We start from the raw sequence: 20759 nt of genomic DNA on the forward strand, positions 1-20759 counted from the left end.
GCTCCCCTGGTGACCCAGCCCTGTGAACTCGGCGCAATCTGCGGCACACTGGAGTGACCGACCCTTGGAGGCCCCACGTGCAGAAGACATCGCTCACCGCACTCGCCCGCCACGAGCTTGAGCACGCGCAGACCGGTTCAAGCGGACGCAGCGCAAAGACCGTCTTCGGCGGACGAGAGCACACGCTGCGTCAGACGCTCATCGCCTTGCGCAGCGGCGAGACCATGGGCGACCACGAAAGCCCGGGTGATGCCACGGTGCATGTGATCAGTGGCCGCATTGAGCTGACGACGGCGGATGCCTCGTGGACCGGCTGGAACGGCGACCTCATCATCGTTCCCGAACAGACTCACAATGTGCGCGCTCTCGAAGACTCGGTGTTTCTGCTCACCGTGGCAAAAGGCTGATTCGCCCGTCAGTCGATCCCGTTGGTAACGTCCCACGCATGATGCACGATGTCGTGAACGTAGTACCGCCCAAGGGTTTCGATGGTGAACTTCGCCCCATCGCTGCGTCGGCCTGTGCGGCCAGCGGACTCCGCTGGCACACCGTCGAACGCCTCGGCCGCGGCGAATGCGGCATCCATCACGTCGCTCGCAACCTGGCTCGGCGCTTGATCCGCGTAGCGGCCCTCGACCGCTGCCTCGTCTTGGTTCCAGTCGGGGAACACGGGGTTCTGATGCGTCATCGCCAACACGAGTCGCTCCGCGAAGAGGGAATGCACGTCGCGAACGTGGCACGCGTACTCAAGCGGTGACCAGGTGCTGTCGTCTGGCCGCTCGCCGACGTTGTCTCGCTCGAGCACCTCAGCCCAGATGCCGGCGTTGGCGCGCACAATGCCGCCGACCTCCGTGAGCTCGACCGTTGTCGCATCGAAGCCGCACTCGGGACACGGCCGGGTTAGAACCCAAGTCCAATCTTTGGTGTCAGGAGTGATGGGCATACTCCCACCTTAGAGCCGAGCATGCCGCAACGCAGATTTGAGTCAGCTCAGCGCGCGTCAGCCTTGGCAGACGGCGCGATCACTCACCTGGTCGTTCATCTGCTCTGCCGACCACGGCAGGTCGATCGACGGCGCTTTCGACCCCGAGGCCGCGGGGAGCTTCGACGCGTACGACGCCAGCTGCATGGCAAGCGAGAGCGCGAGTGAGCTGCCTGCCGTCGAGTTGTTGAGCATGACGACGACGGTGAGACCGGATGCCGGGTCACTCAGCGATGCTGTGATGAACCCGGGCACATCACCGGACTGCCCATACAGCGGACCGTAGTGATACGTGCCGAAGCCATACTGAATCCACGATTCGGCGTCGTCGCTGATGGCCCGCGTCTCTTCCTGATGCTTCGCTGCCTCGTGGCTGAACAGCTTGGACTGCGCGAACGCCTGCGAGAAAGCGCGCAGATCATCGGCCGTCGCGACGACGCCAGCCGAGGTGTAGCCGATCGACGACGACTGCTTTGATTCGTCGAACGGCTTGTCGCACTGCAGCTTGCCTGACACCGACAGCGCCTCGTAGCTGTGCAGCGAACTGTCGGGCAGCTCGACGTCGGTCGGCGCGGGAAGCTCCGTGTTCTCCAGGCTGAGCGGCGAGAAGATGTAGGTTTCGTAGAGTTCGGCGAACGACTTTCCCGTTGCCGACTCAAGCGCCTGCCCGAGCAGAACGTACCCGGTATCGGCCGTCGAGAATGTCTCGCCCGGCGTTGCCTCGTGTGTCGCCATGCCGTCGTTGTACAGCTCGTTGGGGCTCCAGACCCTCTCAGGGTTCTGAATGAACGTCTTGTCGAGATTGCCCCGGTACCCACCGAGACCCGAAGTTCCCTGGCACAGCTGCTCGAGCGTGAGCCCGTCGACTCCGACCGTCGTCGGCAGGTACTCCGACACTTTGTCATCCACCGCGACAACACCGTCGTCGACGAGTGCGAGCAGAACGGCGCACGTCATCGGCCGCGTGTTGGCACCGATGCGAAACGCCATGTCGGCGGTGATCTTCGTGTCGCCGTCGAGCTCCGTGACGCCGTAGCCCTTGAGGCTCATGCCCGACCAGGGCGCCCAGACTCCGGCGATCGCGCCGGTTGACGCCGACGCCTCGATCGCGTGAGCAACGGCATCGTCGATGAGCGTCGCGGTTTCGTCAGCAAGCTTCGCATCGGCTTGCGCCGGAAGTGTGATGGCGGGAGCAGCTTCTCCCGAGCACGCCGTCAATGCCAAAAGCCCGACGCCGAGCACGGCACACGCCGTCACGATGCGCGAGTGGTGCCTACGACCTCTCACCAATCGACCTCCCCCAAGAGTTCTTGCTGGATTGTAACCACTCAGCCTGAAACAGAGCCGTACATGCCCGTCCGGGCGCTCTGGCGCGTCGCTGCGCCGTGCTGATTGACTGTGAGAATGACGCAGCACTTCGACGCGGACGTGATCACCGCGATTCTCAGCCACATGAACGGCGACCACGTTGCCGACAACCACACGATCGTTCACGCGTTCGCCGATCTTGCGGCATCCGATGTGACCATGGTGGGGTTCGACGGCGATGGCGGCGATTGGGAATACACGGATGCCGCGGGCGAAAAAATTCTCACCCGCATTCCGTGGCCCACCGAAGTGGTGGAGCGCAAAGACGTGCGTCGCGCCGTCGCTCTGCTGCACCGCGCCGCCGCCCTGCGCCTCGGAGACGAACGCGGCGCAGCAGAATCCTCGTGACATCACCCCGCCCCGTCAGTATGCTGAGGCTACCCTTACCTGAATCCCCGACGGAGCACCATGACCACCACCCGATTCTCGGCGCAGATCGCCGAGCGCACGCGCGCTTCGCACTCCGACAGCGAGGGCGCCGCGTTCATGAGCGACCTCATGAAGGGTCGCGGTACGAAGCGCGACTACGCCGAACTCTCGGCACAGCACTGGTTTATCTACGACGCACTTGAAAACAGCGCGCCCGCACGTGCAGACAATGCCGTCACAGCGCCCTTCCTCGCGCCGGAGCTCCACCGTCTGCCGCTGCTCGAGCGTGATCTCGAGCACCTGTTCGGCGCTGACTGGCGCGGCGACATCAGCGCGCTGCCCACGACCGCGGCCTACGCCGACCGCATCCGCGAGGTGGCGTCATCGCCCGAAAGCTTCATCGCGCACCATTACACGCGGTATCTCGGCGATCTCTCGGGCGGTCAGTTCATCGCCCGGGTCGTGCGCCGTCACTACGGCCTCGATGAGCGTGGCGTGGAGTTCTACGACTTCGACCAGATCGACGACATCGACGCGTTCAAAGAGAACTACCGGATGCTGCTTGATGCAGCGCCCTGGAACGACAACGAGCGTGAGCGCATGATCGACGAGACACTTCTCGCATACCGGTTCAACTCCGATCTCTTCACCGATCTGCACAAGGCAAAGACCGCCGCCTGAACGTTGCCTGACGAGCGCCGTGTTCTCAGCGCGCTGCGGCCGCGGCATCCACCCCAGCGACGCGGGTGACGTTCGCCATGAATCGCTGAACATCCTTGTCGACGATGATGTCGCTCGGACGAAGCGGCCTCGAAAGATAGAGGCCATCAAGCGAGGTCAGTCGGCTGAGCGCAACGTAGGTCTGCCCCGGGCTGAACGCACGGCTTCCCAGGTCGACGACGGCGCGGTCATAGGTCTTTCCCTGTGACTTGTGGATCGTCACTGCCCACGCCAGTCGAAGCGGGAACTGCTCAAACTCGGCGACGATTTCGCGCTTCAGCCGTTTCGTGATCGACGAGTACGAATAGCGATACTTCTCCCACGTGGCCGGCTCGACCTCGTGTTCGTCGCCATCAACCTCAACGAAAACCGTCGACGTGATCTTCGTGACGGTTCCGATTGTTCCGTTCACCCAGCGGGGGCCGCCGTCATTTGCGCCGTCGTTGCGCAGAAACATCACCTGCGCGCCCTCTTTGAGCTCGAGAGTCTCTTCTGCCGGGTACGCGCGGCCGCCGAAGTCGCCGTTGATCTCGGCCTTGGCGCTCAGAGACCGCCCGGGCAGTCGAGCAAGCGCCGCATTGTTTATGCGGTTGACGCTGTCATTGCGCGAGGCGAGTGTGATGACGCCGTCGTCGGGTGGTGTGCGCGCGCCCATCGTGTTGAGTCGCTCGGCGATGTCGGCGGTGACACGGCCGTGGCGCACCGCGTTGAGCATGCGCTTGAAGTCGACGTCGTGCTGCCTGTGGATTTCGGTGAGCTCCACGATCGTCAGCGGTGCGTCGAGCCAGACCTTCGCGTCGAAGAACCACATTGAGCGGTAGGTGTCGGCGAAGTAGGCGCGCTCCTCCGGGTCCCCCGGTACGGGCGCGAGCTGGTAGGGGTCGCCGAACAGCACGATCTGCACACCGCCGAACGGCTCGCTCGCGCGCTGCCTCGCCTGACGGAGGCTTCGGTCGATGGCGTCCATGAGGTCGGCATTGACCATGGAGACCTCATCGATGACGAGCGTCTCGATGGTGTTCAGGAGTTTGCGAACCGCGTCGTTCTGCTCGATGTCGCTGTCGGCGATCACGCCGATGGGCAGGCGAAAGAGCGAATGGATCGTCTGGCCGCCCACGTTGAGCGCCGCGACACCGGTGGGGGCGGCAATGACCACCTGTTTGTCGGTGCGCCATGCCAGCTCATTGAGAAGCGTCGATTTTCCGGTGCCGGCCCTGCCCGTGACAAAGATGTGGTCTCGAGTCTTCTCGATGAGGTCGAAGACGGCCTGCTGCTCAGGCGCGAGGGCAAAATCGGTCATGATGGGGGTGCAACGCTCTTTTCCTCGACGCGGACGACCCCACCATGATAGGCGACGGGCACTACTACCCGTCGATCTTGGTCTCACCCTGCCATAGGATGGCCTCTGTGACTCAGGTACCACCAGCCCATCCGAACGACGTTCCCTCTGCCCCACAGCAGCCGGAGCGGCCGTCTGACCCTGCGCGCACCCGATTCATCATCATCTGGGTGATCGTCGGCGTCATGCTGCTCGGTGCCGCTGCAAGCGCTGTCGGATCTCTGCAGCGCACCGTCTATGGGCCGCGCGGCACTGTCACTCAGTATCTCGATGCACTGCAGCGTGAAGATGCGGCCGGAGCCCTCGACGTTCCCGGCGTCACGCTCTCGAAGGGCGAGTTGAAGAGCGCAGGGCTCCCCGAGAACGCGTCAGACAAGCTACTGCGAAACAGCGTCATCTCCCCGGTGTCTGACACCACGTTTGTGTCAGACACGACGTCGGGCGACGGCATCCACCAGGTCACCTACGACTTCACCATCGGCGACGATGTCGGCACCGCCGTCTTCGAATTGACGAAGGTCGGCGGGTTCTTCGGCCACTGGGAGTTCTCGACAAGCCCCCTCGCCGCCGTGAACCTCAGCGTCAACCACACGACGCAGTTCTCGATGAACGGCAAGAAGTTCGACACGCGTCAGCTCACCCCGAAGGGCACGGAGGCTGCGTTCGACAACATCGTGAATGTTCTCGTCTTCACACCGGGCAGCTACGACTTCGCAATCGACACCGACTACCTCACGGCTGAGCCGACGGAGGTCTTCGCCGATTCTCCCGCGCAGGTAGAAGAGGCAAGCGTCGACGCCGAGCCGACAGACGAGTTCATCGACGTGGCGCAAGAGCAATTCGACGCTCAGCTGGACGAGTGCGCAAAGCAGGTGATTCTGCAGCCGACCGGATGCCCGTTCGGCTACGAGGTCACCGACCGGGTGTCAGGCGATCCGGCATGGAGCATTTCGTCCTACCCCGAGATCGAGCTGGTTGCGGGCAGCGAATCATGGGAGATTCCGAACACAGACGCAACGGCGACGATCGACGTCGACGTGCAGTCGCTTGCTGACGGCTCGATCGACAAGGTAACCGAGAACGTGCCATTCACGGCATTCGGCAACGTCTACCTTTTCGCTGACGGCTCGGTCACTGCGCAGCTGCTCACAGAAGAGACGACGGGCGACGACGACTGAGCCGACTCTACCGGTTCCAGACGTACGGGGTCGTCGTTGAGACTGCGACAAGACCCGCGCGCTCGAGGATCGGACGGGAGTACTCCGTTGAGTCACTGTGGAGGAGCGTCTTGCCCATGGACAGCGCCGACCGAGCCCGCGCTGCCGTCAGTGCACGGTAGATTCCCCGGCCACGCCACTCCTCGCGAGTAGCGCCACCCCAGATGCCAGCGAATTCGGTCCCCGACACGGGCTCAAGCCGTCCGGCCGAGACAATCTCGCCGTCCGCCTCAGCAATCCAGAGCTCCAAGCCGTCTGCCGAGGCGAGTCGTGCAAGCACAGCGTCTGCCATGTGCACAGAGACCGGGTCGCCAAACACCTCGTGCTGCATGGCACACATTGCGCGCACGTTGTGCTCGTCGGTGATGCGCCGCAAAGACACCTCAGGGGGCAGCGCAACATCCACGGCGAGCCCACTGGCATCGCCGATCATGATCGACTCTGACTCGTCAGCGACGAAACCGCTGCCGATCAGGGACTCGTGCAGTCCGGGCGCAACGTCGTGCGCGCGCGTCTTCCACTCGACGCTGTCGATCTCAGTGCGGAGGAGGTAGTAGTTCAGTGCGTCGCGCACGAGCTCGCGAATCCCGGAGGCTTTCACACCGTTCAGGTTTTGATAGGTGATGAATCCGCGGCCGCCGGCGAAGACCGCAAGTCTCAACAGCCCAAGGCATTCGACGCTGATCGCGTTGGACGTCTCAGCGTCAGTCCGCAACTTCGCGTCATACGCGGCGAGCAGACGCGCGCGCCCGTGTATATCTCCGCTCACCATCACACAAACCTAGCCGGTGAACGTCACGTGCGTCTTCAGGGACTCGATAACGCTCGGTCACACCCGGTCTTTGTCGGCGTCGTCTTTCGCCGCGAGCTTCGCCAGCTGATCGTTGTATGCCCGAAGGTTGGCATCATCGCTGCGCGCCTCCGACCTGTCGAGCCGTTTCTGGTCACGAGTGTCTGATTTTGCCCACTGCACCGCCACAATGATCGCCAGGATGATCGTGGGGATCTCACCGACGCTCCAGGCGATGCCGCCGCCGATGTACTGGTCTTCGAGCGGCGTCGGGCCCCACGTGCGCCCCATCGCCCCAAACCAGTCAGCGGCGAACAGCCCAGTGCTCATCATGATGGAAATTCCGAAGAAGGCGTGCATCGCCATTGTCGCCATCAGCAGAAGAAGCCTCATCGGGTAGCCGAGGCGCGGCGGCCCCGGGTCGACGCCGATCAGCGCGTTGACGAACAGGTAGCCGGTGATCACGAAGTGCGCGATCATCCACTCGTGCCCGATGTGCTCCTCCATCGCCCAGCGCAGCATCGGAGAGTAGTAGAACACCCAGAGCGAGCCGGCGAACAGCACGGCCGCGACCACACCGTGGCTGATGAAGGTGGAGAACTTCGAATGAACGAAGATAAGTACCCATTCACGAGGCCCGCGTGACCCGTCAGTGCGTTTGTGCAGGGCGCGCAGTGCAAGCGTGAACGGAGCACCAGGGGCAAGCAGAACGGGAACGGCCATCGTCAGGCCCATGTGCCCGAGCATGTGCAGGCTGAACAGGTACCGCTGGTACAGGTTGGTGGCACCGCTCGTGAGGTAGAACAGCAGAAGCAGGCCCGCGATCCAGGAGATCGTGCGCAGCACAGACCACTTGTCGCCGCGCTTGTGGAGCCGCCAGACGCCACAGAGGTAGAAGAAGATTCCGAAGCCGCAGACAAGCATCCAGATCAGGTCGATGTCCCAGCCCGTTATGAAGGTTGACGCCTGAACCGGCGGAGGCAGAGGGTCGCCCGTCAGCAGCACGGCCGGGGTGCCCTCCTGCGGAGCCTCCTGGGGCACTGGCGTCGCTGTGCGCGCGAGTGCGGCCGCAAACCCGGACGCAACGCCCATGAACCCCACCTCGGTCACGGCAAGCGTCCAGAACAGGCGTGTGCTCGTGCGTGCCGCCCGCGATACGGCAGCCTTCGAGGCGGCGCCGGGCTGCGGCATCCGTTTGATCACCCACCGTCGATACATGGCACCGAACATGCCGAGGGCGACGAGGGCTGCGACTTTGAGAATCACCAGCAGCCCGTACGGGCTGAGCAGCGATTCCCACGCCCCGATGCGCAGCTGCGCACTCACATAGCCCGAGATGGCGACGACGATGAAGCACACCAGCGCGATCGTGGAATATCGACTGAGAACCTGCGTGAGCTCAACGCCGTCGAGCTCACGTTTGAGAATGACAAGCGCAAGCAGCCCTCCGATCCACACCGCGGCGAAGAGAATGTGGAGGCCGAGTCCGTTCACTGCCTGGGCATGGTTTGCCGCGCCGGCCGCGTGGCCCTGCTCGGCCATCGGGACCAATGAGACGAGGGCGAGCACTCCGACGAAGAGCAGTCCTGTCTGGTTGCGCACGGCGAAGCACAGCACCGTGACCGCCGCAGCAATGAGCGTCGTGATGAGCCAGGCTTGGCCGACCTCGACGTCTGTGAAGAACACGGCGAGCTTCTGGCCGAAGTCATTGCCGAACGAAAACTGCGTTCCCGTGATGTTCATGAACGTATAGAAGGCCGTGCCAGCCGAGGCCACGGTATAGACGCCAGCTCCCGCAGCGGCGATGTCGAGCGCACGGCTGTAGGCAGGGCGCGTGGAATCAAGCGCGAAGAGCGCGATCAAGATCGTACCCAACGTGAGCGCGACACCGAGGTTGACGACAAGTTTCATGACGGGCAGCGCAAAACGTACAAAGGCCCCGGGATCGCCGATCGCCGGGGCATCCGCTCCCCCGCCGAGCGCCAGCCCGGCGAAAACGGCGAGCAGCGAGACAGCGAGCAGCACTGACGGGCCGAGAATGCGCAGGGAACGGGTCACGCTACAAGATTACGCGGGTGTCCTGAGTGCGGGCGTTCAGGCACCGGCATACAGAAGGGGCGTCGTGCGATGCACGACGCCCCTTCTCGAGAGCTGGAGACTACTTGGCAGCTGCCTTGAGCTTCGAGCCAGCGGTCACCTTGACGGAGTGGCCGGCCGGAATGTTGATGGTCTCGCCCGTCTGCGGGTTGCGGCCGGTGCGAGCAGCACGGTTGGTGCGCTCGACGGCGAGCCAGCCCGGGATCGAAACCTTGACGCCGTTGCTGACAGAGCCAGCAAGCTCAGCGAACAGGGCGTCGAGCACGCCACCGACGGCAGCCTGGCTCTGGCCGGTCGACGAGGCGATCTTCGCGACGAGCTCGGTCTTGTTGAGCGACTTATCAGCCATTGAGTTGTCCTCCTCGGACGTTTGCTGCGTGAATCACGCGGTATTCGGCCCCCTGTGACGAGTTATCACTGAGGTTCTGTGACTCGATGAATGTAACAGAGATCCGCATGGTTTCGCGGATTTATGCGGGTTTTCGGGCACTTTCAGGGCGCGTGTCGCCCGAAATCGACCCAAAAGAGGGAAAAGTCGCTCGAAAACCGCCATTTTCCGCGTCCTCGCCGCGGTCTGGCGCGCACAGAGAAAGGGCACCGGCACGAGGCCGATGCCCTTTCTCAGGGAATGTGACTTACCAGCTCGACTTGGTCACGCCGGGCAGTTCGCCGCGGTGTGCCATCTCGCGGAAGCGAACGCGCGAGATGCCGAAAGCCTTGAGGTGTCCACGCGGACGTCCGTCGATCGCGTCGCGGTTGCGGACGCGAACCGGTGAGGCGTTGCGCGGAAGCTTCTGCAGACCCACGCGAGCTGCTTCACGCGACTCGTCTGTGCCATTGGGGTCAACGAGAGCCTTTTTCAGCTCGCGACGCTTCTCTTCGTAGCGGGCAACGACCTGCTTGCGCTGCTCGTTGCGCGCGATTTTGCTCTTCTTAGCCATATGCTTATCGCTCCTCGCGGAAGTCAACGTGCTTGCGGACCACTGGGTCGTATTTCTTCAGCACGAGTCGGTCAGGGTTGTTACGACGATTCTTGCGGGTCACATAGGTGAATCCCGTGCCTGCCGTCGAACGAAGCTTGATGATCGGGCGGACGTCTTGTGCCTTAGCCATTAGATCTTCTCCCCACGTGCGAGAAGGTCTTTGACGACGGACTCGATGCCGCGTGCGTCGATGACCTTGATGCCCTTGGCGCTCAGGGTGAGCGTCACCTTACGTCGAAGTGACGGAACGTAGTACGTCTTCTTCTGGATGTTCGGGTCGAAACGACGCTTGGTGCGTCGGTGCGAGTGCGAGATGTTGTGTCCGAAGCCGGGAACGGCTCCAGTCACCTGGCACACTGCTGCCATAGTTGGTCTCCTTCAGTACCGCAGAACGGATGCTCTGCCCAAGATCTCTTGTCGGCATATCCCCTGTGAAAGGAGATATACGGCGTGAACGGTCGAGAGGGTCCGATCAGCCAACGAGCTACTCTATCACAGCCCGAAATCACCCACGGTCAGGATGCGTGCTGTACCGCCGAGCATTGCGCGCAGAGACCGAAGATGTCGACGATGTGCCTGGCATCAGTGAAACCGTGCTCGGCAGCGACGTTGCGGGCCCACCGCTCGACTTCCCCAGCTTCGATCTCGACGGTAACGCCGCAGGTGCGGCAGATCAGGTGATGGTGGTGCCCCGAGCTCTCGCACGCGCGGTACAGCGATTCCCCCTCGGGGGACTGTAGCGAGTCGGCATCGCCGTCTGTGGCAAGATCGGCAAGCGCACGGTAGACCGTCGCGAGGCCGATGTGGGAGCCCGAGTCCTTCAGCTGCGAATGCAGCCCCTGCGCGCTGACGAAGCCGTCGGTCGAGTCCAACGCGTCGCGCACAGCTTCACGTTGCCATGTATTGCGCCTGACAACCATGCGTCACCTCCCTGAACCATCCTCCAGACTACCCCGAGATTCCGGCAATCTCGGGTGAGCACGGATGCTGCTGAGTCAGCGCACAGCGGGGCGCGCCTTGTGTCTGAGACCGACGAGCCGCGCACCGAGATAGATCGCAAACGAGATCGTCGTTATGTACGGGCTGATCGGCAGGGAGCCCCCGATGGCGAGAAGAATTCCGCCGACCGCGGAGACGAAACCGAACGTCACGGCGAGCACCGGAACCATGATGGGCGAGCTCGAGAGTCGCAGCGCTGCCGCGGCCGGGGTCACGACGAGCGCCAGCACGAGAAGCGCCCCGATGATCTGAACTGAGACGGCGACGATGAGCCCGAGGAGCACCATGAATGCGAGCGAGATGAATCGCGTCGGCACTCCGCGCGCGGCAGCGACGTCGGCGTCGAGGCTGTCAAACGTCAACGGGCGCCACATCCACAGCAGCCCAACGAGAACGACAGCGGAAATGGCGATGAGCCATCCGAGCCGCGGGTCATCGACGGCGATGATCTGCCCCGTGAGCAGCCCGAATTTGTTGGCGGAGCGGCCAGGATAAAGCGCAAGAAACAGGATGCCGAGGCCGAGGCCGAACGGCATGAGCACGCCGATGATCGAATTGCGATCGCGTGCCCTCGAACCGAGCAGCCCGATCATGATTGCCGACACGAGTGCGCCCGCAATCGAGCCGACGATCACGTTGGCGCCGAAGAGCAGCGCAGCCGAGGCCCCGGCAAACGACAGCTCGCTGATGCCGTGCACGGCGAATGCCATGTCACGCTGCATCACAAAGACGCCGATGAGCCCGCCGACGATGCCGAGCACGGCGCCCGCGATCACCGAGTTGTGCACCAGCGCGAGCAGCTCGCCGTAGTTCTCGAAGTTGAAGAGTCGCGACCAGAGATCGTCGCCGGAGGCCGCCTGCACGAGCAGTGCCAGGTGCGGCGTCATGCGGCGCCCTCGTGATCGGGATGGTGGTCATGATGGTGATGGTGTGTCGTCTCGGCATCCGGAATGCCGACGACAACGACGCGGCCGCCTGTGCGAATGCATTCGACGGGCGTTCCATAGAGCTTCGAGAGCACGTCAGAACGCAGCACCTCGTCTGGCGTCCCCTCGAGAAAGCGTCCGCCGGCGAGATACAGAATCCTGTCGACCATGTTCAGCACGGGATTCACATCGTGCGTGACGAAGAGCACCGCCGTTCCCGCGTCTCGCCTGCGAGCATCGATGAGCTCGCTCACCGCTCTCTGATGGTGAAGATCGAGACTCAGCAGCGGTTCGTCGCAGAGCAGGATGCTGGGGTCCGCCGCAAGCGCCTGACCGACGCGCAGCCGCTGCTGCTCTCCGCCAGACAGACTGCCGACCGGTTCCTCTGCGTATAAGGTGGCCCCGACGGCATCAAGGAGCTCGTCGACGCGCTTCTTCTCCGCACGGCGAGACCGTGGAATGCCGAATCGGTGACCGTTGACGCCGAGGGCAACGAGGTCACGAGCGCGCATCGGGGTGCCTGCGGGAATCAGCTTCTGCTGCGGAATGTAACCGATCTGGCGGTCTCCGCGGCGCACGGGGTGCCCGTTGATGCTGAGGCTGCCCGACGAGAGCTCCTGCTGGCCGAGAAGCGCCTTGAGCAACGACGTTTTCCCTGACCCGTTCGGGCCGAGCACCGCGAGAAACTCTCCAGGGCAGACGTCGAGAGCGAGATTCGACCACAGCGATCGGTCGCCAAAGCGAAGCCCGGCGTCTCGCAGAGAGACAACCGGGTCGCTGGGGTGCTTGTGCTGCTGCGTCACGCGGCGAAGACCTCGCTCAGGGAGTCGATGTTGGCGGTCATCCAGCTGATGTATCCCTCGCCGTCAGGCAGGGTCTCGGTGAACGACACCACGGGAACATCCGCTGATTCTGCGGCATCCTTCACCTTCTCGGTGATGGGGCCGCTCGTCTGCTCATTGTATGCGAGCAGAGCGATGTCTCCGGATTCGACGAGACCAAGCATCTCCTGCATCGCGGATGCTGAGACGTCTGTGCCCTCTTCGACAGCCTCACTGAAGGCCTCCGGTGTCTTGTTATCGAGGCCGGCATCGTCGAGCAGGTAGAGCGGCACGGGCTCGGTGATCAGCACGGCCGCCCCCTCAGCGGTGTCACCGATCGTGTGCAGGGACTCGTGCAGGCTCTCGAGCTGTGCCGAGAAGTCGGCGTAGTTGTCGTCAAACGTGCCTGCGTTGTCCGGATCGATGTCGCTCAGCTCTTCAGCGATGTGCTCGGCGAGGTGCCCCATGGCGTCGAAGTTGTACCAGACGTGCTCGTTGAAGCCCTCGATGTGGTCGTGGCCCTCGTGCTCGTGGCCCTCCTCGTGGCTCTCCTCGTCAGCGTGCTCGTGCTCGTCAGCGTCGGGCATGAGGCCTGAGAGCTCAGAGGCGTTCAGGATGGCGGGGTCGGAGTCCCCGATGAGGTCATCCATGAAGCCGTCGTACCCTCCGCCGTTCTCGATAACGATGTCAGCCTTGCTGACCGCGAGACGGTCCTGCGCACTGGCCTCGTATGAATGAGGGTCCTGGGCGCTTGAGTCGATGATCGATGTGACGTCGGCGGCATCGCCAGCGATCGCCGTTGCGATATCGCCGTACACATTTGTCGAGGCGACGATAGTGAGCGCATCACTCTGCTCTGCAGCATCCGTCGATTGGCACCCCGCGAGCGCAAGAATGACAGCGGGAGCGGCGATGAGAGCGGCGATTGAGCGTTTGTGCATGTGAATCATCTAATCACTAATGATAATGATTTTCAAAATCGACTGGGGGATGCTTCGCTCTCACCGCGACAAAACGGCGGGCCACCCTCGAGAGGTGGCCCGCCGCTTATCGTCGTGGTTCTACTTGGTGAGTCCGTCGACGTAGTCCTGGTTCTCGGCGATCCAGTCCTCGACAACCGGCGTGAAGTCCTTGATCTCCTCGTCGGTGTTGTACATGACGTTCTCAAGCGAGAAGAGCAGGTCTGAGTCCATCTTGAAGTTCTTCAGCCACCCGTTCACCTCAGAGAAGTCCTCTTCGAAGCTGGTGCTCGTGAACGTGTGGATCGACTCAGTCTCGCCAAGGGCCTTCTTCGGGTCCTTGAGGTCCTTGATGTCGAAGGCGTCATATGCCCAGTGTGGGCGCCACAGCGTCACAACGATGTTCTCGTCGGCGTCGAGTGCCTTCTTGAGCTCGGCGAGCATGGCCGGAGTCGACGACGTGATGAATTCCATGTCCTCGAGGCCGTACTCCGGAATGACAGCGTCCTGCGTCGCCTTGGTGAGGCCAGCGCCTGCCTCGATGCCGATGATCTTGTTGCCAAACTTGTCGGCATTGGCAGCAAGCTCTTCAAGCGAGTCGATGGGCGCGTCGGCGTTCACGGCGAAGGTGAGCTTGGCGTCTTCGTTCCACGCGCCGAGGTCGACGATGTCGCCCTCGAACTTCTTGAAGTAGTCAGCGTGCGTCAGCGGCAGCCAGCCATCGAGAGCGAAGTCATATGTTCCGTCGGCAACACCGGCGAACACGGGACCCGCGTCGGCATACTCAAGCTCGACGTTGTAGCCCTTTTCCTCGAGAATCGACTTCCAGAGGTACGAGGCAGCCTCACCCTCGGGCCATCCGTTGAAGACGCCGATGGTGATGTCGCCCTTGTCTTCGCTGCCTCCGCCGGAGCCGCCGGCGTCGCCGGAGCATCCCGTCACGCCGAGAACAGCGGCCGTAGCCATGGCGGCTACAGCGAGAATACGCTTCTTCATATTTTCCTTTCTACGCCTCGGTAAAGCCGAGGGTCACACATGGTGGATTGGTTTAGAGCCCGCTAATCCCGGCCGCCGGCGCCCGCTTGGGGCCCGCAGCTTCAGCTTGCTCCGCGTCATCCGATGCCTGCTGCGAGGCGTCGTTTGAGGCCGGGGACTTCGCCCGCTTCTTCTTGCCGCCGCCGCCGAGCGTTGCCGTCAGGCGGTCGAGCACGATTGCGAGAATCACGACGGAGAGACCCGATTCGAAACCGAGTCCGAGGTCGATTGACTGCAGCGACTGAACGATGGGCCCGCCAAGACCAGGTGCCCCAACCATCGCCGCGATGACGACCATCGACAGCGAGAGCATGATCACCTGATTGACACCGGCCATGATGCTCGGGCGGGCAAGTGGCAGCTGAATCTGAAAGAGGATGCGGCGTGGCGATGCGCCGAACGCCTGCCCTGCCTCGACGACTTCAGCATCGACTCCGCGAATGCCGAGCTCGGTCAGTCGCACGCCGGGCGCGATGGCGAAGATGATTGTCGCCACGATGCCGGGGACGACTCCGACGCTGAACAGGATGATCGCCGGAATCAGGTAGACGAATGCGGGCATCGTCTGCAGAAAGTCGAGAATCGGGCGGATGATCGCTGACGCCGTCTCAGAGCGCGCAGCCCAGATTCCGACCGGAATAGCGATGATCACGGCGATGGCGGCAGCAACGAGGGTGAGCGCGAGCGTGTGCATCGCGTTCTCCCATTGATCGACGGAGAGGATGACGACGAGTCCGATCGCTGTGCCGACGGCGAACACCCATCCGCGCGCGAAGAATCCGAGCACGGCAAGGATGATGATAATCACCCAGAAAGGCGGCGCGGCGAAAAGCACGTCGACTCCGTCGTAGAACCCGCCGAAGATTGTGGCAATGACATCGAAGAGACCGCTGAGAGTATCTGTAATGAACTCGCTGAATACTTCGATCCAGTCACCGAGGGGAAGTCTGAATTCCATCAGTTGGCACTCCCTTCGTTCGAGGCGGCGGTTTCGTCGGCGGTTGCCTCTTCACCGCCGGACTCGAGCAGCGTCTCGGTCATCGTCTCAACGGGAATCGTCGAGGCCGGCTCGACAACGGGAATCTCGGTCGTCGTCGACGGCACGTTGCCCAGCGACGCGAGAAGCGTGACGCGAGGTATGGCGCCGAGCAGGCGATCTTCGTCATCGATCACGGCAACGGGAAGCGTCGACTCGGCAGAGATGCCAAAGAGGTCAACCAGGTGCTGGTCGGGCGAGACGGTCGGAGTGTCGTGGCGCAGAATCGACATGATGTCTTTCTCACCATCCTTGACGGCGCGCATCACGTCGCGGTCGCGGACAACACCGAGAAGCTTGCGTCCGTTGCCGACGACAAACGCCGCGGAGGTCTGCAGGTCCCGCATCGTGCGCAGCGCGCCACGCGGGCCGGCCGTTGCCGTGATCACCGAGCGCGCGGGTTCCATGACACCGGATGCTGTCAGAACGCGTGCGCGGTCGACATCCTGCACGAACTGCGCGACGTAGTCGTTCGCCGGGTCGGTGAGAATGTCGTCTGGAGCGCCAATCTGCACGATGCGTCCGTCGCGCATGACCGCGATGCGGTCACCGAGGAACATCGCCTCGTTGAGATCGTGGGTGATGAAGATGATTGTCTTGCCGAGTTCCTGCTGCAGTTCGACAAGCTGTTCCTGCATCTCGCGGCGAATCAGCGGGTCGAGAGCAGAGAACGCCTCGTCCATCAGCAGAATGTCCGTATCGGCCGCGAGTGCGCGGGCGAGGCCGACGCGCTGCTGCATGCCGCCCGAAAGCTGACTCGGGAGCTTGTCTTCCCAGCCTGTGAGGCCCACACGTCCGACCCATTCGAGCGCCTTCTGCTGACGCTCCGCCTTGGTCATCCCTTGAATTTCCAAGCCGTACGCCACGTTGTCGAGCACCGTGCGGTGCGGCAACAGGGCGAAGTGCTGAAACACCATCGAGATGCGCTTGCGACGCACATCGCGAAGGTCTTTGTCTGAAATTCCGGTAATCGCCGTGTCACCGATGGTCACGTTGCCTTCGCTCGTGTCCCACAAGCCATTGAGCATGCGGATGAGCGTCGACTTGCCCGAGCCACTCAGGCCCATGACGACGAAGATCTCGCCGTGTTTGACCTCGAAGCTGGCGTCAATGACGGCGGCGGTTCCCTGCGAAGTCAGCGAATCACGCGATTCGCCAGCCTTGAGTCGCTTAATGACCTCTTTGGGGCGCCGCCCGAAGACTTTGTAGAGATTCTGCGCTGTGAGCGCAACGGTTTCTGACACGTACTCTCCAGGCACGCAGTGAAGCGGCGGAGGCTGCTTCACGTGCGGCTAATGTTTGTGCGGCCGGGTCGGGAACAGAGACAGGTTCCCCGAGGTAAAGCGGTAATGCGACGGGATGAACCGCCACGGCATTCTCGGGTATCTGCCGCGGCGTCGACCGGGTAGTCGGCGCCGATGTTCTCGACCATACGTCCACGTGACTCCGACGGCTGCCGGCTTCTCGAGGGCGCGGACTGGTTAAGTGGCCCGAAGGCCACAGGCCAGCTTAACTGCCCGGGCAGTACTATGCGAAGCCATCGATCGCCCCTGAGGGCGCATCATGCATGAACAATCGAAAGAAACCGCTGGTCAGAATCCAAAACAATGAGTTACTGCTTCGTTATCTCCGTGCGCGCATGAGCACTCAATCGAGCAGGAGCGCGGGCTCCTCGATGATCGATGCCACGTCGGCGACAAATCGCGACACCACGTCGCCGTCGACGACGCGGTGGTCGAATGACCCCCCGATCGTCGTGACGAATCGCGGGCGAACTTCCCCATCGAAAACCCAGGGCTTCTGCTTGATCGTGCCCATTGCCACGATGCCGACCTCGCCCGGATTGAGAATCGGCGTTCCCGTGTCCATACCGAACACGCCGATGTTCGTCAGGGTGATCGTTCCCTTTTGCATATCGCTCGGCTGCGTCTTGCCGTCGCGGGCGGTGAGCGTCAGCTGCTCGAGCGCCGTTGCCAGTTCGAGCAGCGTCATCGACTGCGCTTCCTTGACGTTCGGCACGAGCAGACCGCGCGGCGTCGCCGCGGCGATCCCCAGGTTGACGTAGTGGTGAATGATGATCTCTTCGTCGGTCCACGTTGCATTGACGCTGGGGTTGCGACGTACCGCCCAGATCATTGCGCGAGCCATGATCAGCAGAGGAGACACTTTCACGCCGGCGAAGTCCGGTGACGCCTTGAGGCGCTTGGTGAACTCCATCGTGCGCGTGGCATCCACGTCGACGAAAACACTCACGTGCGGTGCCGAGAACTTCGACGACACCATGGCCTGCGCAACTTGCTTGCGCACGCCCTTGACCGGAACGCGCTCTTCGCGGTCTTCACTCCACTCGGGTGTCTCGATGTTGCGGAACACGCTCGCCTGCCCCGCGTGGCGCACGACGTCGTCACGGGTGATCTCGCCGGCGAGGCCGGTGCCCTCGACGACGCTGAGGTCGACGCCGAGATCTTTTGCCAATTTGCGAATCGGCGGCTTGGCGATGATTGGGCCCGCCGCGGCGGCCGGAACGGATGCCGGAGGAGCCGGTTGGGTGTTGATGCGTCGCTTCGCGCGGCGCCGGCTCGGGGCCCCCGCGCCGGTTCCGTAGCCGACGAGCACCGCCCCTTCTCCCGATTCCTCCGGCTCGATCGTCGACTTCGTATCGGCGGCAACGGCTTCTGCCTCACGGGTCGGCGCAGTCGAGGCATCCGCCTCTGTGCTCTGCACGGTGACGATGGGGGTTCCCACGTCGACAGTCGCGCCTTCTTCCACGAGAAGTCGCCCAATCGTTCCTTCGAACGGAGACGGCAGCTCAACAAGCGACTTCGCCGTCTCGATCTCAACGAGCACCTGGTTCAGCTCGACGGAATCTCCCGCAGCAACCTTCCACTGCACGATCTCGGCTTCGGTGAGGCCCTCGCCGACATCGGGAAGGGGGAACTCTGACTCGCTCATGTGCTCTCCAGGTGGCTAGTAGGCGAGAGACCGGTCAACGGCCTCGAGGATGCGGTCGGCGTCGGGAAGAAACTGCTTCTCGAGGCGCGCGGCGGGGAAGGGAACGTCGAAGCCTGACACCCGCAGCACGGGCGCTTCAAGCGAGTAGAACGCTCGCTCGGCGACGGTTGCCGCGATCTCGGATCCGACCGAGACGAATCCGGATGCTTCCTGCGCGACGACGAGCCGACCCGTTTTGCGCACGCTTGCGAGCAGCGGCTCATAGTCGAGGGGGGAGATCGAGCGCAGGTCGACAACTTCGAGGCTGATGCCCTCCCCCGATGCCAGCTCGGCAGCTTGCAGAGCCGTCGTCACCATCGCGCCATGGGCGACGATCGTTGCGTCGCTTCCCTGCCGCACGACGCGGCTCGAGTGCAGCGGCGCTCCGTGCGAGCTGAGGTCGACCTCGCCCTTCTGCCAGTAACGACTCTTCGGCTCGAAGAACACGACGGGGTCGTTCGAGGCGATCGCCTCTTGGATCATCCAGTACGCGTCGTTCGGGGTAGACGGGCTGAGCACGCGCAGCCCGGGAGTGTGCGCGAAGTAGGTTTCGGGGCTCTCTTGGTGGTGCTCAACCGCTCCGATGTGGCCGCCGTAGGGAATGCGGATCACGACGGGCATTGACAGCGCGCCCATGTGCTTGTTCGTGAGTTTGGCCAGCTGCGTCGTTATCTGGTTGAACCCGGGAAACACGAAGCCGTCGAATTGAATCTCACACACGGGCCGAAAGCCGTTCATCGCGAGGCCGATCGCCGTGCCGATGATTCCGGACTCAGCAAGTGGAGTATCGAGAACGCGGTTCTCGCCGAACTCTGCGTGCAGCCCCTCGGTCACACGAAAGACGCCGCCGAGCGGGCCGATGTCTTCGCCCATCAACAGCACATTGTCATCGGCCATTGCTGCGCGCAGTCCGGCGTTCAGCGCCTTGGCCATGGGCATCGTCGTGATTCCGGATGCCGCGACAGCTGGGGACTCGAGTGTCTCTGTCATTGGTCTGCACCGCCTTCCAAGCTCGCCTCATAGGCGTCGAGCCATTCGGCCTGGTCGTCGATGAGCGAATGCTCTTCGCTGTACACGAAGTCGAACATCGCATCGCGATCGGGGCTCTGGAGTTCGAGGCAGCGCCTGCGAGCATCGGCTGCGTGGTCTTTTGCCTCGTCATCGATCTCGTCAAAGAGGCTGTCTGCCGCGCCTTGCGAACGCAGCCAGGTTCCGAAGCGAGCGATCGGATCGCGAGCAACCCAGGAGTCGAGCTCGTCTGCCGTGCGGTATTTCGTGGGATCGTCGCTCGTCGTGTGCGCGCCGACACGGTAGGTGTCGGCCTCGATGAATTGCGGGCCTTTGCCGCCGCGCGCATTCTCCAGGTGCTGTCTGGACACCGCGTAGCTTGCCAGCACGTCGTTGCCGTCAACGTGCACGCTGTCGAGACCGAACCCGGCCGCGCGCTTGTACAGCGGCGTGCGCGACTGTCTGCTGACCGGAACGGAGATTGCCCACTGGTTGTTCTGCAGAAAGAACACCTGCGGCGTCTGGTAGCTGGCGGCAAAGATCATCGATTCATTGACGTCGCCCTCGCTCGTCGATCCGTCGCCGAAGTAGACGATCACCGCCTTGTCTGACTCCGGATTGCCGGTCGCCGCCTCTCCCCGGAAGGTGATGCCCATGGCGTACCCGCTGGCGTGCAGCGTCTGCGCACCGAGCACGAGCGTGTACAGGCGGAAGTTGCCGTTCTTCGGGTCGTTCGGGTCCCACCCGCCTAGGGTCACACCCCGATAGAGAGCGAGGATGCCGAGAGGATCTACGCCGCGGATCAGGGCGGCGGCGTGCTCCCGATACGAGGGGAAGAACGTGTCTTGCGCACGAGCGGCCCGCGCGGAGCCCACCTGCGCCGCCTCTTGGCCGACAGCAGGGGCCCACAATGCAAGCTGGCCCTGCCGCTGCAGGTTCGCAGCCTCGAGGTCGAGCGTGCGCGTCGTCACCATGTCGCGCAGAAACTGCGTATGGTCGTCGTCTGTCAGTCCGTCGAGCACCGGAAGGTATTTCTCTGCCGCCGGCGTCGGAGCAAAGGTTCCGTCGGCTGCGAGCATGCGCACCGACGAGTTCTGGGTGTCGTTCACAGAAGCCACC

General features: G+C 63.1%; 23 protein-coding genes. 4 read left to right on the plus strand and 19 right to left on the minus strand.

Annotated features, from left to right (window positions below; translation table 11 throughout):
- The first annotated feature begins 77 nt into the window (after positions 1-77).
- The gene (locus HCR84_RS14325) at positions 78-407 is read left to right on the plus strand and encodes a cupin domain-containing protein (protein ID WP_166979938.1); all 330 of its coding nucleotides are present in this window, start codon (positions 78-80) and stop codon (positions 405-407) included.
- Positions 408-415: 8 nt separating this feature from the next.
- Here HCR84_RS14325 and HCR84_RS14330 read toward each other — a convergent pair whose 3' ends face one another.
- Both HCR84_RS14330 and HCR84_RS14335 read right to left on the minus strand, forming a co-directional pair.
- Complete coding sequence (locus HCR84_RS14330; protein ID WP_166979936.1) at positions 416-943, minus strand: DinB family protein; 528 nt, start codon at positions 941-943, stop codon at positions 416-418.
- Positions 944-1000: 57 nt separating this feature from the next.
- Positions 1001-2269 carry a serine hydrolase domain-containing protein gene (locus tag HCR84_RS14335; RefSeq protein WP_166979934.1) on the minus strand — a complete coding sequence of 423 codons (1269 nt, stop codon included), beginning with the start codon at positions 2267-2269 and terminating at the stop codon, positions 1001-1003.
- Between the two features lie 117 nt (positions 2270-2386).
- Between HCR84_RS14335 and HCR84_RS14340 the strand changes: the two genes are divergently transcribed.
- Entirely contained in the window at positions 2387-2698 is a 312-nt protein-coding gene (locus HCR84_RS14340; protein WP_166979932.1) for a DUF2470 domain-containing protein, read from the plus strand.
- A 60-nt stretch (positions 2699-2758) separates the two neighbouring features.
- On the plus strand, positions 2759-3400 hold the full coding sequence (locus HCR84_RS14345; RefSeq protein WP_166979930.1) for a biliverdin-producing heme oxygenase: 642 nt from the start codon (positions 2759-2761) through the stop codon (positions 3398-3400).
- 25 nt (positions 3401-3425) lie between these two features.
- Here HCR84_RS14345 and HCR84_RS14350 read toward each other — a convergent pair whose 3' ends face one another.
- Positions 3426-4739 (minus strand): ATP-dependent DNA helicase, encoded by a 1314-nt coding sequence (locus HCR84_RS14350; RefSeq protein ID WP_166979928.1) that lies wholly within the window; start codon positions 4737-4739, stop codon positions 3426-3428.
- 107 nt (positions 4740-4846) lie between these two features.
- Between HCR84_RS14350 and HCR84_RS14355 the strand changes: the two genes are divergently transcribed.
- Complete coding sequence (locus HCR84_RS14355) at positions 4847-5956, plus strand: hypothetical protein (protein ID WP_166979926.1); 1110 nt, start codon at positions 4847-4849, stop codon at positions 5954-5956.
- Between the two features lie 7 nt (positions 5957-5963).
- Here the strand turns inward: HCR84_RS14355 and HCR84_RS14360 are convergent, their stop codons facing one another.
- The 16 genes from HCR84_RS14360 to HCR84_RS14435 form a co-directional block, all read right to left on the minus strand.
- The gene (locus HCR84_RS14360) at positions 5964-6767 is read right to left on the minus strand and encodes a GNAT family N-acetyltransferase (RefSeq protein WP_166979924.1); all 804 of its coding nucleotides are present in this window, start codon (positions 6765-6767) and stop codon (positions 5964-5966) included.
- A gap of 57 nt (positions 6768-6824) precedes the next feature.
- Complete coding sequence (locus HCR84_RS14365; protein ID WP_208322071.1) at positions 6825-8843, minus strand: bifunctional copper resistance protein CopD/cytochrome c oxidase assembly protein; 2019 nt, start codon at positions 8841-8843, stop codon at positions 6825-6827.
- 100 nt (positions 8844-8943) lie between these two features.
- The gene (locus HCR84_RS14370; RefSeq protein WP_166979922.1) at positions 8944-9231 is read right to left on the minus strand and encodes an HU family DNA-binding protein; all 288 of its coding nucleotides are present in this window, start codon (positions 9229-9231) and stop codon (positions 8944-8946) included.
- A gap of 286 nt (positions 9232-9517) precedes the next feature.
- Complete coding sequence (gene rpsN, locus HCR84_RS14375; RefSeq protein WP_166979920.1) at positions 9518-9823, minus strand: 30S ribosomal protein S14; 306 nt, start codon at positions 9821-9823, stop codon at positions 9518-9520.
- A gap of 4 nt (positions 9824-9827) precedes the next feature.
- The gene (gene rpmG / locus HCR84_RS14380; RefSeq protein WP_098406719.1) at positions 9828-9995 is read right to left on the minus strand and encodes a 50S ribosomal protein L33; all 168 of its coding nucleotides are present in this window, start codon (positions 9993-9995) and stop codon (positions 9828-9830) included.
- Complete coding sequence (rpmB, locus tag HCR84_RS14385) at positions 9995-10231, minus strand: 50S ribosomal protein L28 (RefSeq protein WP_166979918.1); 237 nt, start codon at positions 10229-10231, stop codon at positions 9995-9997. Before rpmB ends, rpmG begins: the two co-directional genes overlap by 1 nt.
- 149 nt (positions 10232-10380) lie before the next feature.
- Entirely contained in the window at positions 10381-10785 is a 405-nt protein-coding gene (locus tag HCR84_RS14390) for a Fur family transcriptional regulator (protein ID WP_166979916.1), read from the minus strand.
- Positions 10786-10860: 75 nt separating this feature from the next.
- On the minus strand, positions 10861-11751 hold the full coding sequence (locus tag HCR84_RS14395; protein WP_166979914.1) for a metal ABC transporter permease: 891 nt from the start codon (positions 11749-11751) through the stop codon (positions 10861-10863).
- Positions 11748-12593 (minus strand): metal ABC transporter ATP-binding protein, encoded by an 846-nt coding sequence (locus HCR84_RS14400; RefSeq protein ID WP_166979912.1) that lies wholly within the window; start codon positions 12591-12593, stop codon positions 11748-11750. Before HCR84_RS14400 ends, HCR84_RS14395 begins: the two co-directional genes overlap by 4 nt.
- A complete protein-coding gene (locus HCR84_RS14405) occupies positions 12590-13552 on the minus strand; it encodes a metal ABC transporter solute-binding protein, Zn/Mn family (protein WP_235940708.1) in 963 nt (320 codons plus the stop codon). The genes HCR84_RS14400 and HCR84_RS14405 overlap by 4 nt, the downstream gene beginning before the upstream one ends.
- A gap of 120 nt (positions 13553-13672) precedes the next feature.
- Complete coding sequence (locus tag HCR84_RS14410; protein ID WP_166979908.1) at positions 13673-14566, minus strand: glycine betaine ABC transporter substrate-binding protein; 894 nt, start codon at positions 14564-14566, stop codon at positions 13673-13675.
- Positions 14567-14618: 52 nt separating this feature from the next.
- On the minus strand, positions 14619-15563 hold the full coding sequence (locus HCR84_RS14415; protein ID WP_195706654.1) for an ABC transporter permease: 945 nt from the start codon (positions 15561-15563) through the stop codon (positions 14619-14621).
- Positions 15563-16885 carry a quaternary amine ABC transporter ATP-binding protein gene (locus HCR84_RS14420; protein ID WP_166979906.1) on the minus strand — a complete coding sequence of 441 codons (1323 nt, stop codon included), beginning with the start codon at positions 16883-16885 and terminating at the stop codon, positions 15563-15565. The genes HCR84_RS14415 and HCR84_RS14420 overlap by 1 nt, the downstream gene beginning before the upstream one ends.
- Positions 16886-17288: 403 nt before the next feature.
- Positions 17289-18593, minus strand: coding sequence for a dihydrolipoamide acetyltransferase family protein (locus HCR84_RS14425; RefSeq protein ID WP_166979904.1), 1305 nt, complete (start codon positions 18591-18593; stop codon positions 17289-17291).
- 15 nt (positions 18594-18608) lie between these two features.
- Positions 18609-19622 (minus strand): alpha-ketoacid dehydrogenase subunit beta, encoded by a 1014-nt coding sequence (locus HCR84_RS14430; RefSeq protein ID WP_235940709.1) that lies wholly within the window; start codon positions 19620-19622, stop codon positions 18609-18611.
- Positions 19619-20719: a thiamine pyrophosphate-dependent enzyme gene (locus tag HCR84_RS14435; protein WP_166981846.1), complete on the minus strand. Its 1101-nt coding sequence runs from the start codon at positions 20717-20719 to the stop codon at positions 19619-19621. Before HCR84_RS14435 ends, HCR84_RS14430 begins: the two co-directional genes overlap by 4 nt.
- Positions 20720-20759 lie beyond the last annotated feature (40 nt).

It is taken from the genome of Paramicrobacterium fandaimingii (assembly GCF_011751745.2).
Taxonomy (GTDB): domain Bacteria; phylum Actinomycetota; class Actinomycetes; order Actinomycetales; family Microbacteriaceae; genus Paramicrobacterium; species Paramicrobacterium fandaimingii.